Source organism: Lederbergia citrisecunda, from assembly GCF_018343695.1.
GTDB lineage: Bacteria > Bacillota > Bacilli > Bacillales > Bacillaceae_C > Lederbergia > Lederbergia citrisecunda.
The window spans coordinates 1116727-1130853 of sequence record NZ_JAGYPJ010000001.1; the positions used below are offsets into that span (position 1 = coordinate 1116727).

15 protein-coding genes and 2 pseudogenes are annotated in these 14127 nt (G+C 33.4%); 15 read left to right on the plus strand and 2 right to left on the minus strand.

The features are described 5' to 3' along the window. Positions 1–140 precede the first annotated feature (140 nt). From KHA93_RS05545 to KHA93_RS05560, 4 genes and pseudogenes are all read left to right on the plus strand, one after another. On the plus strand, positions 141–476 hold the full coding sequence (locus tag KHA93_RS05545; protein WP_213109825.1) for a hypothetical protein: 336 nt from the start codon (positions 141–143) through the stop codon (positions 474–476). Positions 477–769: 293 nt separating this feature from the next. Further along, a pseudogene (locus KHA93_RS05550) lies at positions 770–2056 on the plus strand (IS110 family RNA-guided transposase). Positions 2057–2528: 472 nt separating this feature from the next. Next, entirely contained in the window at positions 2529–2717 is a 189-nt protein-coding gene (locus tag KHA93_RS05555) for a hypothetical protein (protein ID WP_213109826.1), read from the plus strand. A gap of 255 nt (positions 2718–2972) precedes the next feature. After that, the gene (locus KHA93_RS05560) at positions 2973–3572 is read left to right on the plus strand and encodes a hypothetical protein (protein ID WP_213109827.1); all 600 of its coding nucleotides are present in this window, start codon (positions 2973–2975) and stop codon (positions 3570–3572) included. 293 nt (positions 3573–3865) lie between these two features. On the opposite strand, the pseudogene KHA93_RS23815 reads toward KHA93_RS05560, so the two are convergent. Continuing rightward, positions 3866–4057 (minus strand): annotated as a pseudogene (locus KHA93_RS23815) (YolD-like family protein); the annotation flags it as partial. A 479-nt stretch (positions 4058–4536) separates the two neighbouring features. Here KHA93_RS23815 and KHA93_RS05570 point away from each other — a divergent pair. From KHA93_RS05570 to KHA93_RS05585, 4 genes are all read left to right on the plus strand, one after another. Next, on the plus strand, positions 4537–5049 hold the full coding sequence (locus tag KHA93_RS05570) for a GNAT family N-acetyltransferase (RefSeq protein ID WP_213109828.1): 513 nt from the start codon (positions 4537–4539) through the stop codon (positions 5047–5049). Between the two features lie 169 nt (positions 5050–5218). Continuing rightward, on the plus strand, positions 5219–5725 hold the full coding sequence (locus KHA93_RS05575; RefSeq protein ID WP_213109829.1) for an RNA polymerase sigma factor: 507 nt from the start codon (positions 5219–5221) through the stop codon (positions 5723–5725). Further along, positions 5718–6659 (plus strand): anti sigma factor C-terminal domain-containing protein, encoded by a 942-nt coding sequence (locus tag KHA93_RS05580; protein WP_213109830.1) that lies wholly within the window; start codon positions 5718–5720, stop codon positions 6657–6659. The genes KHA93_RS05575 and KHA93_RS05580 overlap by 8 nt, the downstream gene beginning before the upstream one ends. Before the next feature lie 190 nt (positions 6660–6849). Next, positions 6850–7353 (plus strand): hypothetical protein, encoded by a 504-nt coding sequence (locus KHA93_RS05585; protein WP_233711049.1) that lies wholly within the window; start codon positions 6850–6852, stop codon positions 7351–7353. Positions 7354–7743: 390 nt separating this feature from the next. On the opposite strand, the gene KHA93_RS05590 is transcribed toward KHA93_RS05585, so the two are convergent. Beyond that, on the minus strand, positions 7744–7923 hold the full coding sequence (locus KHA93_RS05590) for a YolD-like family protein (RefSeq protein ID WP_213109831.1): 180 nt from the start codon (positions 7921–7923) through the stop codon (positions 7744–7746). A gap of 602 nt (positions 7924–8525) precedes the next feature. Between KHA93_RS05590 and KHA93_RS05595 the strand changes: the two genes are divergently transcribed. From KHA93_RS05595 to KHA93_RS05625, 7 genes are all read left to right on the plus strand, one after another. After that, on the plus strand, positions 8526–8705 hold the full coding sequence (locus KHA93_RS05595; protein ID WP_213109832.1) for a hypothetical protein: 180 nt from the start codon (positions 8526–8528) through the stop codon (positions 8703–8705). Positions 8706–8768: 63 nt separating this feature from the next. Next, the gene (locus tag KHA93_RS05600) at positions 8769–9056 is read left to right on the plus strand and encodes a hypothetical protein (protein WP_213109833.1); all 288 of its coding nucleotides are present in this window, start codon (positions 8769–8771) and stop codon (positions 9054–9056) included. A gap of 662 nt (positions 9057–9718) precedes the next feature. After that, positions 9719–10297: a CDP-diacylglycerol--glycerol-3-phosphate 3-phosphatidyltransferase gene (pgsA, locus tag KHA93_RS05605; protein ID WP_213109834.1), complete on the plus strand. Its 579-nt coding sequence runs from the start codon at positions 9719–9721 to the stop codon at positions 10295–10297. 113 nt (positions 10298–10410) lie between these two features. Then, complete coding sequence (locus tag KHA93_RS05610; RefSeq protein WP_213109835.1) at positions 10411–11145, plus strand: GNAT family protein; 735 nt, start codon at positions 10411–10413, stop codon at positions 11143–11145. Positions 11146–11513: 368 nt separating this feature from the next. Continuing rightward, positions 11514–12023, plus strand: a complete 510-nt coding sequence (locus tag KHA93_RS05615; RefSeq protein ID WP_213109836.1) for a GNAT family N-acetyltransferase — start codon at positions 11514–11516, stop codon at positions 12021–12023. Positions 12024–12384: 361 nt separating this feature from the next. Continuing rightward, positions 12385–13248, plus strand: coding sequence for a hypothetical protein (locus KHA93_RS05620; RefSeq protein ID WP_213109837.1), 864 nt, complete (start codon positions 12385–12387; stop codon positions 13246–13248). A 130-nt stretch (positions 13249–13378) separates the two neighbouring features. Beyond that, entirely contained in the window at positions 13379–13888 is a 510-nt protein-coding gene (locus tag KHA93_RS05625) for an AAA family ATPase (protein ID WP_213109838.1), read from the plus strand. The last annotated feature ends 239 nt before the right edge of the window (positions 13889–14127 follow it).

The window sequence follows — 14127 nt, forward strand, 5'->3', positions numbered from 1 at the left end:
TCGTCATTAGGTTTTTTTTCAACAATCGGGCCATTTTGTTGAAGATCCATTTAGTTGTGTGCTTATCTAAATTATGCAATTTTGTAGAAAAAGAAACGGGCCAGATTGTTAGCAGTTTTTTATCGAGAGGTGTGAAAAAGATGGAATTCAATTTAGGGAATGGTATTTCTATTCATTTACCACCTTTACATATCACGATTATTGCTATTATAATCATTGTCCTTCTAGTTAGGTGGAGCAAACAGTTAGAAACACGACGTTTTACGATTTTCTTTTATTTTTTGATTAGCACCTACATTGCTCCGATTTATTCTCAAACTACAAAGAATGGCGTCTTTGAACTATGGCTTCCCGTAGGCTTTATATTTATTTCCATTTATTTGTATGGTAATAAAAAATGCCATCCTGCTAAAGTAAAAGCGAGTATTCTAGGGCTTTCAATAGCTTTGTATCAGTTAATTGTTCATTATATTTAATTTTATACAATCGGGCGCTTTTCTATATTGCTTCTGATTCTGGAATTACTTATTTAATAGATTGGATTATGTTTAAAGTATAGAAGAGATTGTGAAGGTTTCTACTTAAACTAAAGGGTGCGTTAATCAAAGAAGGATTAACGCTTTTTTTGTTGAAGTTATTAAGCTAATGGGCAGCATTCCTGAAATGAAGAAATATGAGGTTTGAATATAAAAAAGCCACTTGGTAAGATATGAGTGTCCTAAGCTTGGCGGCAAAAAGGGCACAAACATACTACCAGGAGGCTATTTAAATGAATTATAACCAAAATGAAAAGATTGCTCAAATTACATCTCAAACATTGATTATAGGTGTTGATATTGCTAAATACAAGCATGTGGCAAGAGCTCAAGACTTTAGAGGTTTAGAATTTGAGACACCATTCAACTTTGAAAATACAAAATCTAGCTTTAATAATTTCGTAGAGTGGATTAAACAATTAATGGATCAAAATGAAATGGATAAAGTAATTGTTGGAATGGAGCCAACAGGTCATTATTGGTTTAATTTATCTCATTTTCTTAAGGATCAAGATATAAAGTTTGTTGTCGTAAATCCTATGCATGTAAAGAAAAGTAAAGAGTTAGATGATAATTCTCCAACTAAAAATGATGTAAAGGATGCAAGAGTTATTGCGCAGTTGGTCAAAGACGGGAGATATGCTGAACCGAATATTCCTCAAGGAGTTTATGCAGAACTTCGAGTAGCTCGAAAAATACGTGATCTCTTATCTGTTGATCTCCAAGCAGTTCAAGGCCAAATCCATAATTGGATAGACCGCTACTTTCCAGAATTTTTAACCGTGTTTAAAGATTGGGAAGGTAAGGCTGCTTTACAATTATTAAAGTTAAATGTATTGCCTCATGAATTAGTAAATCTAACCGAACAAGAGATACTTGAACACCTTAGAAAAGCTGTAAAACGTGCAGTGGGACTCAGTAAAATAAAAGAACTAAAGCAGGCGTCAATGGTTTAAATTGGCATTCGTGAAGGTTCAGATATGGCTAAGTTAGAGCTTCGCACGTTAATAGATAAATATGAACTCATAATTGAAAAGTTCGAAGAACTGGAATCTAACATAGATAAGCTTCTTGAACAGATTCCAGGTGTAGAACAAATGTTGGCGATTAAGGGAATAGGTAAAGACACGGTTGCGGGCTTTTTTTCAGAGGTAGGAGACCTAAGTTACTACTCCCACCCAAGGCAAATTATCAAATTAGCTGGGCTTAGTCTAAAGGAAAATACTTCAGGAAAGCACAAAGGGCAAACCAAAATCACGAAGAGAGGTAGGAAGACTTTAAGAGCACTCCTCTTCCGTGTAGCAATGCCTTTGGTGGCTAAGAATACTGCTTTTAAAGCTTTACATGAGTATTTTACAAAACGCCAAAATAATCCTTTAAAAAAGATGCAATCGCTGATTGCAATATGCAACAAGCTTATACGAATTCTGTTTACCATCGGTAAAAAACAATGTGATTTTAGTGAAGAACGTATGTTAAGGGATATTCCTCATATGACAGTATTACAGGCGGCAGCTTAATTTTCTTTTGAATCGAAATAATTTAGTAGGTTAATTGTTTTAAACATTTGAAGCACGGATTAGTCAGTATAACAACTAAAATACGGGCAAGGACCCTGTCGGGCAGCATGACTGACATCCACCTCATGGAAAAGTTGGACGAAGGAATTTGGGAGCAAAGACTCTGTGAGAAATGGGAGGGTTGACCTCCATGAGAAATGTGGAGATCCACCAGTGCAACCATAATTTACCTAGTTATCCATCCTTTGGATAAGGTTGGTTTGGTTACCTATAAGTTTCTTTTTCATTTTGCCCCCAAAATTACCCTTTAGTACACTATAATTCCAATCTTCAAATGGATTTTAAAACAAACTAATACGAAATTTGGAGGAAACAAGAGAAATCGTGAGATTGTCCTTTCTATATAGAGGGAGCTTAGTTAAAGAAGAAAAACGAATAATGCGTATTTGACACAAAATGTGAAGGAGTGAAAATGTTGTTCATAAATAAATTCAAAATAGATATAGGTCAAGGTGATTCCATAGATATAGCATTCGAGGATAAAGAAAATCTTAATATATCTGATTATATCGAATCGTTAGAAGAAAAAAATGGATGGATTCTTCTTGACTGGACAGCGGTAAACAAAAACCATATTAAAAAAATTGAAAAGTTAGAGTAGTTCGCATTTCGAATAAACTGTGCAATAAACGGGAGAAATGGGTCCTTAATCGGCAGTCAAACAAAGTAGCTTTTCTTATTCGACTAACAGGGTAGTTTAGTTCCATAAGTAAACTAAGTATACTCGATCCAGATTCTAATCTTGTGTTATGCTTTTATTAAAAATAACAGGAGAGCACTAATGTATAGAAGATTAACTTGGCTTGAATTTGCGATTGATTAGGAGAACGAAAACTTTAAAAATTATATTGAGTTTATGGAAGAAAATATTCATAAGGAACAGTCACAATTAGAACAGTCTTATAACCAACATGTAAAGAACTATCCACCCGAGGATCACAATCAAATTTTTGAATATATGTATGAGGACCAATTTTATAATATCGAAAAGGTTTTCCCTAAGATAATGAGAACGTCAGCTTTAATATCACAGTACTCATATTTTGAAAAAACACTCAATACAATATGCAATGAATGTGAAAGAAACTATAATATATCATTAAGTCCTGAAGATATTAGGCATAATGGTATAAAAAAATATCTTTTTTACTTACAGAGAGTTGTTGGATTAAATATCAACGATACCGAAATATTATGGCAAAAGATATATGCTTATAATCAAATAAGAAATCGTTTTGTTCATTCACCAGATGAAAATTTTACAGCGAGAGAAAAGGCCACCTTTGAACAAAAAGTCAAGGGACTGTCATTCGAACAACACTCGCTTAACCCGAATATTTTTGAACTGAAAAGTATAGATAGAGAAATTAATACTGATTTTTTTGAATTACTTACTCAAGCACTAAAAATTGTTAGTAGTGAAATAAAAAAGAAAGACAAAGAACTGGGGCAATAAGCCCCCTTTTGGCTTATTGAGCTAACTGGGCAGCATTCCTGTGATAATTGAAAACGCCATTGATATTGAGTACTAAGTTTGTGAAGAAATGTACTTAAACAAACGGGTGCTTTAGTGTAACAAGCTAAATTGATAAGCCGATTCCTTGAAGATGGAAATCGGCTTTTTATAAACTAAAACTTTTTTAGTGTTGTAAACCAGCATTTTCCTGACTGTAGCCCGATATAATCAATTATAGCATTCAAAACTTCTCTTTGTTTTTCTGGAATTTTTTTAAAATACACACACCTAAATTACTTAATTTGTATATTTATGATGGATTCAAGAGTAATTCTGTGTACATTTTCTTCAATGTCTTTAATTCTTATCTGCTTATTTATCAGATCTGCGTAATGAATAAATCCTTCAATTTTATCCGTAAATCCATTTACCCAATTCGTAACACATACAAGGGAATGAAACTCTAATGCGGTATGTATTACTTCGTCAAATTCTTCTACTCATGCTTCATCAAGTATAGGCTTCACTATTTTCCCTTTATCGAAGTGATGCGATATTATTTTATCTTTATGTTCAGGCAACATCATACGGCTTGATTATATCTTAACTATTGTACTTACATACCGTTTAGTAAAGGCATTTTACTTTGAGTACATGTCAACTATGTTAACTCTAGATTCTTTCTAACGTGCAACCATATTGTTGGTTTGAAATAAAGTTGCTAAGCTTTACCCCTTTAGACTTATTATCTAAAGGGATGTTTTGTTGTAAAAGGATGTACATAATTAAGTAGTTAAGTATAAACCGAATTTATAGAAATAATTGAAATGATATAAGGAAGTTTGTGAAAAAATGTACTTAACTAACGAAGCAGTTTTGTTCAAGCAGGATAATTGACTATCTATGTCAAAATTAATGTAAGATAAGAGATTTAAGTTAATGAGATTTCGGAGGAAAATTTCTAATGAATGTAACATTATCAATTGTTCCTTATGAAGATAAAGTGGTTCTTTCTAATTTAATTCAGTTATATCGTTATGACAGTAGTGAGTTTGATGGTCACATATTAGGTCAGCACGGTCTATATTTATATAAGTACCTTGACCATCAATGGACTGAAGATTATCGTCGTCCTTTGATAGTTAAAGTTGATGGAGAAATTGCAGGTTTCGCATTAGTTGCCCTTGACGTTCCAAGAGACTTCACAAAACTAAGTAACGCTGAAAAAACAAACATAATAAGTGACTTTTTCATAATGCGAAAGTTTAGACGTAAAGGTATTGGTAAGCAAGTTGCTTTTTCTATATTTAAACAGTTTAAAGGTGTATGGGAAGTAAGACAAACTTATGAAAATAAACCTGCATATGCTTTTTGGAAAAAGGTAATTTCCGAGTTTACGAAAGACTCCTCATATCAAGAAGAGATGTTGGAAAGTGAACTTTGGCATGGACCAGCTATGGTTTTTCAATCAAGTTAAAGTTATAAATGCAATAAGTAACAGGAGTTCGTTTCTTTTTGCACGAACGGGGGCTATTCTTCAAAAGGGAGAGTAGCTTTTTTATTTCAGTAAAAAGTTTTAGTTTTATTGTAAACTTTTTCAGGGATAAGGACTCTTTATTAGTGAAGGACATTTGATAGGAGGAGCTATGGACTCGCAGTTTCTGTTGAAAATATACAATAAACAAGCAAAAATGATTTATTTTTATTTAAAAAAGAATGGCTGCAATCATGAAGATGCGGAAGATATTGTTCAAGAAAGTTATATGAAATATATTGCTTATAGTAGCGGTGTTCCTTCAGATAAAGCCCTTTCATATATTTTCACCATTGCTATGAATGAATTTAAAAAAATGTTAAAGAAAAAAGGAAAAGAACAAGTAATTTCGATTAATGATTTTCGCTTCTGGAATAATCTTTCAGAAGACTGGGATACGGAGTCCAGCGTCTTAAATACCGAAACGAACCAGGAAATTACCCTTACTTTAGAATGCATGAAAGAGATCTATAAGCAGCTTCTAGTTTTAAAATATGAGCTTGAACTTAGTTATAAAGAGATTGCGCTATTACTGGGAATGAAAGAAGAAACAGTTAGGACCTATTTATTTCGGGCAAGAAAAGAATTTCAAAAAAAATGGAGGAGTTTACATGAATGAATTTTCAGATGATGTTTTTGATGAGAAGAAGATAAAAAAGGCGATAAATAAAGGCAAAAGAAGGACGATAATAACGATTGTTTTAGTTTCTATCATCGTATTCGTGGGTCTGAGTATTGCCAATTTTGCGGTTTCTGTTTATTTTAGCCAAAAAGCATTTAAGCAATGGGATGCCTATGTCCGACTAAGCACCCCGAATGGCTATATTAGTAAAACCATAGATTCAAGTGGTATTTTAGGTGGAATGAGCCATTATAAAATTTCAAAAGACATGAAAATTAAATCGATCGTTATCGAACAGAAACAATATCAATTCGGTTTGAAACCATCTGTTTTGATCTCAAGAGGTTCGGGAGGCAGCATCGGAGTTACAGGCGAGGATTGGCAATTTGCGTATAAGGAAAATGGTTGGAGGGAAATGCTGTTTTTCCACCCAAATGTTGCTTATAAAAAATATAAAAATGATGAAGACCTGATTAATCGTATGCAAGGGAATAAAATATATGAAGTCGCACTATCTTTTGACAAGCCGTACAAGCAGGGTGAACTCCCTTTTATTGAGCTTCCTGAAATGACTTGGTTTTGGGTAAACACTTATAGCAATAGCCAAATGAAGACATTTCAACAAGAGGCGAAAGAATACGATTGGTCAGCAACGTTTATTAGGGAGAGTGAAGCCTTAGGTTTTTCCACAAGGAATCCTTTTACTTCAACTTCTAATTTGGAATATGAATATAATGATTTTCTAAAATTATTACAAGCGAGTGCATTCCGCGAACACAAGAATGCCTACAACACAATGAAAAATAAAAAAATAGACGATGTAGAAATATTAGGGATAGTCATTTATGGCACAAAAGATGAAATAGCAGAAATCATGAAAGAGCCTATTATTAAAGCTTCTTCACTAGGTGGAGTCATTGATAATTATTAATGAAACCTATAATTGTTTCGCATTGGGCATTACCACAAAGATGGTAATGCTTTCTTTATAGAAGTAATGGAGCAGGTTTGTGGTGAAGGATAGCTGAGAGTATTGTCAATGCAAATCGTTTGATAAGAATCAATACTAATTACAGGTAGAATAATACCCTCTAAGAAAATAAACTTTAGAGGTGAATTTATTGCGCTTTATAATACTTTTATTTTTACTAATGCTTTTTAATAACAATCACGCAATAGCAGCCAAAAAACAACTCAATCCTTTAGAAAGCCAGTTAATGTCTTTTATGACTGGTTTGCACGTAGGCGAACCGAAACAAACGGTTGAATTGTGGATATTAGGAGTGAATAATCGAAGCGGTGCTGTTCAATATGCGATGTTGTCACCTTCACTTCAAAAAGAATCAAGGGAAAAATTTGAGCAAACTCACTGGGTGACAGGTCAGTCAAGCCCTTTGGTAAGTAACTTTCGTTTGACCAAAGTTGAAGAGCTTAACGAATCCCAAATGCGGTATACAGTTAAATACGATTTAGAGACATCATATGCAGATTTTGGTAGTGGGCAGAAGATTATAACTGTGGAAAAGAATCTAGAACCATTTAGAGAGTATTGGTTTATTTCATCAATAACAACGAAATATAATCAATGGGAAGCATTTACCCCGGCTGAGACAGTTTTAAAGTAGAGCATTACAGTTTCTCCTTTTTGGTAAAAAATCAAATAAAGGGTTAAGTTTGTGAATAAATCTACCTAAACAAAACGGGGGGGCTTTAGTGTAACTAAGCTATGTTGAAAAAGCCGATTCCTTGAAGATGACAAATCGGCTTTTTTATAGGCGAGAACTTCTTTAGTGTTGTAAATCCGCATTTTTCTGACTTTCCCCTGATATAATCCATTATTGCATGTAATACTTCTTTTTATTTTGTCGTTATTATTTTCAGCAATCCAAACACCACTAAACTTTACTTTATATGTATATTTATTATTGATTCGAGAGCAATTCTGTGTATGTTTTCTTCAAAATCTTTAATTCGTACCTGCTTATTTATCAGATCTGCATAATGAATAAATCCTTCTATTTTCTATTAAAACCATTTACCCAATACGTAACACAAACAAGGGAATGAAACTCTAATGCGGTATGTATTACTTCATCAAATTCTTCTAATCGTGCCTCGTCTAAAATTGGCTTTATCGCTTTTTTCTTCTCATAATAATGAGATATTATCTGTTCCTTATGTTCTGGAAGCATCATCCGGCTTGATTATATCTTAACTACTGTACTTACATACCTTTCAGTAAAGGCATTTTACTTTGAGTACATGTCAACTATGTTTACCCTTTAGATTTTTTCTAATGTACAACAATATTGTTGGTCTGAAATAAAGTTGCGAAGCTTTACCCCTTTAGACTTTTTATCTAAAGGGATGTTTTGTTGTAAAAGGATGTACTTAATTAAGTAGTCAGTATAAACCGAATTTATAGAAATAATTGATTTGATATAAGGAAGTTTGTGAACAAATGTACTTAAACTAAATGGCAGTATAGTTGAAGGAACTTAACATTGAATCTCGAATATATAAGTGAAACAACAATTGTTTTAGAAATAAACCAATTATTTCGCTAAAGGAATTCAGCATTTAGTGTTTTAAAAATTTACGGAATTTAATCATTTTTTATAATCTTATTTGAAAGGTCTTTATAATGGAGAGAGAAAAATTAAGTAATCATGAATGTAATTTTGAATGTAAATGTGAAAAATCATTTAATTGGTGTTGCAATTCATTTTTTTATAAAGACAATGAAGAAATCTTTATTAACCAAATAAAGAGTGGGTAATTCACAAGGAAGGATGGAATGTTTGCCAATGTTACTGTAGATTGGGTTCATCATTTAGCAAAATGGATTGGGACAAGAAAATGTCTTGAGGTAATGGCAGGCTATGGTTACTTAGCTAGATTACTAAATTATTTTGGTGTCGATATAATAGCAACCGATAATTACCATCTAATGAAGAATTATAAAGAGAGTAGGTAAATACGACGGGAACTTGGTATTCAAGAAATTAAACCTATATATCCAGTAAAAGAAATTGATGCAGTGAGAGCAATAAGATTGCGTAATGATCCTGCTAATAAACAATTGGATCGTAAAATCATAATTATGTGTTGGCCGTATGATATTGATGAATCTGCTTATGATTTAGTAAAAGAATTAAATCAGGACGATTTATTAATATACATAGGTGATAATGACTATTTCACAGGTACATCGCAATTTTTTAATGGTGTTGAGTGGCTTAATGAAGTAGATCATTCTAAAATTTACAATAATTTTGGAGATGTAGTAAAAAGTTACCAGGAATCAATTTTACATGAAAGACCCTGATTAGGGAGAAAAAAATTACTTTATCATGATGAAAAAAATGATTAAGCTCCCGGAAAATTATAGATAAAATAATACATTCTATTGAAAAAAATTACATTACCTCGAAATTATGTTAGTTTGAATCCAACTTTTAACTAGAGTTTGTAATTGCACTATTCTGGTTGTTAATAACAGTAATCTTCTGCTCTTTCTCGTATTTAGTTAGTATAGTAAATCATCTTTTTTGACAAAAATCACTTTTTTTGTATTTTACTTATAGAATGGCATTGGATATCTATTGATGAAGATAGTCCTAATGCTTCGGGATACCTATCCTTCGTGGCCGGTCTAGCTGCCATATGAGATGATTTATTCACCTGTCACTAGGTCTAGCTAGATCATAATATATTTAACTAACTTGTGATCAGCATCGACTACGGTTTTTCTTGAAAGATTATTTACCTATTCTTTTGCCCGACAGATTACTATATCATCAGTAGAAAATGTGCGATCTGACAATTACTGTTAAACAATGGCTCTTAGGGATAAATAATTTCAATAGCGAATGCATTATATAGTAAGAAAATATTGTTTTATAACTCAATATAAGGCAGGCAAATAGGATGAATTATATTATTTGAAAGATGTTTAATGTGTAAATAATAATCCCAAGGGGAAACAAGATGAATTTAGCAAATAAGATAACGGTAACTAGGCTATTCTTTATTCCTATATTCTTGATTTTTCAGTTAGCTCCAATTCCTTTAGGAGAGGTACAAATAAAAGGAATAGATATCCCCATAGCACATTTTATTGCAGCAATACTTTTTATTATTGCGTCAATAACTGATGGATTAGATGGATACTACGCTCGAAGATATAATTTAATTACGGATTTAGGAAAGTTTCTGGACCCATTAGCGGACAAGTTATTAGTAGCCGCAGCATTGATAGCTCTAGTGGAGCAACAAATAGTACCAGGTTGGATTGCTGTTATTATTATAAGTAGGGAGTTTGCTGTTACAGCACTTAGACTGATTGCAGTTCAAGAAGGAATAGTAATTGCTGCAAGTAACATTGCAAAATGGAAAACTCGAATTCAAATAATCTCTATCTCAGCCTTACTCTTGCATAATTATCCTTTTATCTATATTGGTATTCCTTTTGATATATTATCTTTATGGATTGCAATGTTTATTACGCTATTTTCGGGATGGGATTACTTCGTTAAAAATAAACGCATTATTCTTAAAAGTATATAGCAATAGCTTGTTCAACAAACGGGGGCTTTAATCGAAGAAGGATTAGCGCTTGTTTTTGTAAAATTTTTAAGAGGAGGGATAGTTCAACATAAACACCGATTAATATATTTGAGGTGATTATCATAGATATTCAAGTATATACTTTAAAAGATTTTCCAGAATTAAAAACTGTTGAAATTATGAAAGATGCATGGGCTAAATTTATGACACCAGATAAAGATACTATGAAATACTGGGCTAATATGAGGAGGAAATTTCCAGATTATCAGTTATGTCTATTAGATGGGGATAAACTTGTTGGCGTAGGAAACTCAATTCCTCTTATTTGGTCTGGACGTGAAGATGATTTACCAGCCAGTTGGACAGATACATTAATTCAAGGTGTTGAGAATAATGAGTACGATTTAGTAAATACATTGTCTGCAGTTAATATCGCGATACATACCGATTATCAGAAGTTCGGATTAAGTCAAAAGCTTTTATTAGAATTTAAAAAATTGGCAAAAGAAAAAGGGTTAAAGAGGCTGATTGTCCCCGTTCGCCCAAGTTTTAAAATGGACTATCCCCTACAACCATTTGAGAACTACATTCATTGGAAACGAGCGGACGGTGAACCATTTGACCCTTGGATTAGAACGCATTGGAGGTTGGGAGCGAAAATAATAAAACCTATACCAAAGGCTTTCACAGTTAATGGCACCATTTCAGAATGGGAAGAGTGGACAAATATGAAATTTCCCGAGAGTGGGAGTTATGTAATTAAAGGAGCTTTGCAACCCATAGAAATTTCTATTGAGCAAAGTAGAGGTGTTTATTATGACCCGAATGTATGGATGGAATATGAGTAATTAGCTGTTTTATGATTAAATTCAGATTGTGGAATAATGTACTTAAAGTAACGGGGGTGGAGCAATCAAGACAATCCATTCTTCAAAAAACATGCTTATTTTTAATTATTTCCCAAGAAAAAAAGCCCTGAATTCAGCCGTAAATGGCGAAATTCAGGAGTTCGGTTTTTAGGTAACTGCCGGGAAATGTTATGTCTACTTGATTTATAAATATATTTTATATAATAAAATAGCTATAAATGAAAAAATTACAATTGATCCAATTGATGCTAAAAATCCACTCTAAATATCCAGTAGTCTCCAAAATTCCCTCTTTTTTTCAAAAATGTATGCTAATATGCATATATACTGTTTTGGGGGGAATAAAGATGAACACTCAAATCGAAGTTCGTCAGATGACGAGTGAAGATATAGACATCATTTATCGAGTATTTACAGAACATAATATCGGGAAATCATTGGATTACATTTCAAAATGTTGGGAAGAAAACAAAACAGGTAAAAGAATAACCCTATTAGCGTTTTACAAAGGAAATTTTGCTGGAAGTTTGCATTTGCTCACAAAGTCTTTTTATCCTCACTTCGCGGAAAATAACATACCAGAAGTTAATGATTTTAATGTTATTCCTCCTTTAAGAAGATACGGCATAGGAAATGAGCTAATGGATGCAATAGAAAAAATTGCATTAGAGAAATATGGTGTGGTTGGAATTGGAGTTGGATTATACAAAAGCTATGGAAGTGCTCAACGCCTTTACGCAAAAAGAGGATACATACCAGATGGCAAAGGGTTAATGTATAACCAGCAACCAGTTGAGCCGGGAAGCCAAGTTTGCGCAGATGATGATTTAAACCTCTATTTCACTAAAAACGTATGATATTTGCCTTTTCCACCTTTTAGAAAATGACCACCAATGTTATATAATGGAGAAATCTATTCACAGTGTTATACAGAAGAAACCACCCTGAAACTACGCCAGAAAAAAATCAATTATATCAAATCCTTTTACAACAAAAAATAATTGTAGTGAGCATTTTTTGCAGACAAGACTTTAAAAAAAAATTCAATCTTTTAGTACCAAAGATTAATAATGACAAATGTGAATTCAATTTTAATCAGAACAAACGAGACATAATACGTATTTTTTCCTACAAAAGTGGCAGTAGTTGAAGAAGAGCAGACATTGTTGATCTTTAGATTAATATTGGTAATTACTGAATTTTAGGGAGACCCATGATTTGAATAAGAAACTAAAACAATTATTCGAAGAGGACCAACATGACCTTAGAACAATGCCCCACGATAGAATAGAACGTGATAGAGAAAGGCGAAATGAAGTTAAATTTATTCTTGATAATGGTGGTGCTACAGTTGCAATTGATTTTATTCATGCAGCTATTATCTATCAACATGGTGAAGCATTGGAAGATTGGTGGCAAGCATACAAATTAAGTGTAAAAGCTGTTAAATTAGGTTTTCAACCAAAATGGTTAGCGGCTGTTGCAATGGATAGGTGGTTATTACGTCAAGGTAAACCCCTTAAATATGGTAATCAAGTAATCCCTTTTGGTGATGTTTATCGAATCCCTCAATTAGACCAAAATACAACAGATGAAGAAAGACATAAATGGGATGTTCCATCGTTAGTAGAATTATTTTCTTTTCAAAATCTTCGTGGATTTATGAGTTATGAGATTGTCAGTACACTAGAAAATGAAAATCTAAAAGTAAATGTTATAAAGTTAGAAAGACACCCTGCACATAGCCCTCCACTTAGCGGTATTCCTTGCGAAACAACAAGTAATAATCGGATCGTTTATGAAAACTCATATGGTTGGAAATGGGTAGAAAATAGCAATGGTTCTTTTTATTTAGGGTGGTTACTAATACCAGATGTCCCAGAATTAGCACATGCAGTGGCGGATGAAGGAACACTTACAATGGAGAAAATCTTATTAAATGAGCAATCTTGTATTTTGGTTAAATATAACCAGAGCAAAACCCTTTATGTTAGAAGTAGTAAAGGAATATGGGCTATAACAGGGTTGGATTATAATAATGTAATTGAAAAAGCTTTAAGTCTATTAGCAAGTTCTTCTTGAACAACTGGTGCGTTAATTGGAGAAGGATTAGCGCTTTTTTTTGTTGAAGTTATTAAGCTAACGGTCAGTTTAGCGACAGATAGACATATACAATATATTGTGTTTATCTAGTAGAATGGAGGGTCTAACCATGGGCATTAGAAATTATCTGATTGAAGGCGTTTCCGGCACGGGCAAAACTACTGTCTGCAATGAATTGCAGCGGCGCGGCTACCATGCAATTCATGGTGACCGTGAATTGGCTTATCAAGGCGATCCGGAAACTGGTACACGGACGGATGGCGCCACGCACGAGCACCACATTTGGCATGTAGATAAAGTAAAAGCTTTGGTCGCCAAACAAAATGAGGCGGTAACATTTTTCTGCGGTGGTTCTAGGAACTTTTCGAAATTCATAGATCTATTTGACGGCGTGTTTGTCCTAGAGGTTGACCTTGACACATTGAACCGGCGGCTTGACGAGCGACCGGAAAATGAGTGGGGCGGAAAGAAAACGGAACGGGAACTCATTGTGCGATTGCACCAAACGAAAGAAGACATTCCGAAAAACGGAATTATAATCGACGCCACCGCACCGATCGAGCACGTCGTTGACGAAATCATCCGTTTAAGCGAAGAAAATAAACGCCAACGACAGTAACTTACGCTCGCCAACGAGAGCTTTACTTTAAGAAGGGATTCCACAGAGATCCCATCTTTTTCATCTTCTACTAACGAGGTAGGTTAGTTCAACAATAGTGAGAAATTAGAAATGGAAAAAATAATATTTTATATTTACCGTAAGCTTAAAAAATAATGGATTTGGAACTAACTGAGAACGATAGTTCAATAAAAGAGAAGTTTCATCAACAATTATAATCTTTCTATTAACTATAAATG

Bases quoted from the DNA above. Each gene is read 5' to 3' on its own strand.
- KHA93_RS05595 (WP_213109832.1), top strand. From the start codon at position 8,526: ATGTTTGCCAATGTTACTGTAGATTGGGTTCATCATTTAGCAAAATGG.
- KHA93_RS05615 (WP_213109836.1), top strand. From the start codon at position 11,514: ATGAACACTCAAATCGAAGTTCGTCAGATGACGAGTGAAGATATAGAC.
- KHA93_RS05590 (WP_213109831.1), bottom strand. From the start codon at position 7,923: ATGATGCTTCCAGAACATAAGGAACAGATAATATCTCATTATTATGAG.
- KHA93_RS05545 (WP_213109825.1), top strand. From the start codon at position 141: ATGGAATTCAATTTAGGGAATGGTATTTCTATTCATTTACCACCTTTA.
- KHA93_RS05625 (WP_213109838.1), top strand. From the start codon at position 13,379: ATGGGCATTAGAAATTATCTGATTGAAGGCGTTTCCGGCACGGGCAAA.
- KHA93_RS05580 (WP_213109830.1), top strand. From the start codon at position 5,718: ATGAATGAATTTTCAGATGATGTTTTTGATGAGAAGAAGATAAAAAAG.
- KHA93_RS05555 (WP_213109826.1), top strand. From the start codon at position 2,529: ATGTTGTTCATAAATAAATTCAAAATAGATATAGGTCAAGGTGATTCC.
- KHA93_RS05560 (WP_213109827.1), top strand. From the start codon at position 2,973: ATGGAAGAAAATATTCATAAGGAACAGTCACAATTAGAACAGTCTTAT.
- KHA93_RS05575 (WP_213109829.1), top strand. From the start codon at position 5,219: ATGGACTCGCAGTTTCTGTTGAAAATATACAATAAACAAGCAAAAATG.
- KHA93_RS05570 (WP_213109828.1), top strand. From the start codon at position 4,537: ATGAATGTAACATTATCAATTGTTCCTTATGAAGATAAAGTGGTTCTT.
- pgsA (WP_213109834.1), top strand. From the start codon at position 9,719: ATGAATTTAGCAAATAAGATAACGGTAACTAGGCTATTCTTTATTCCT.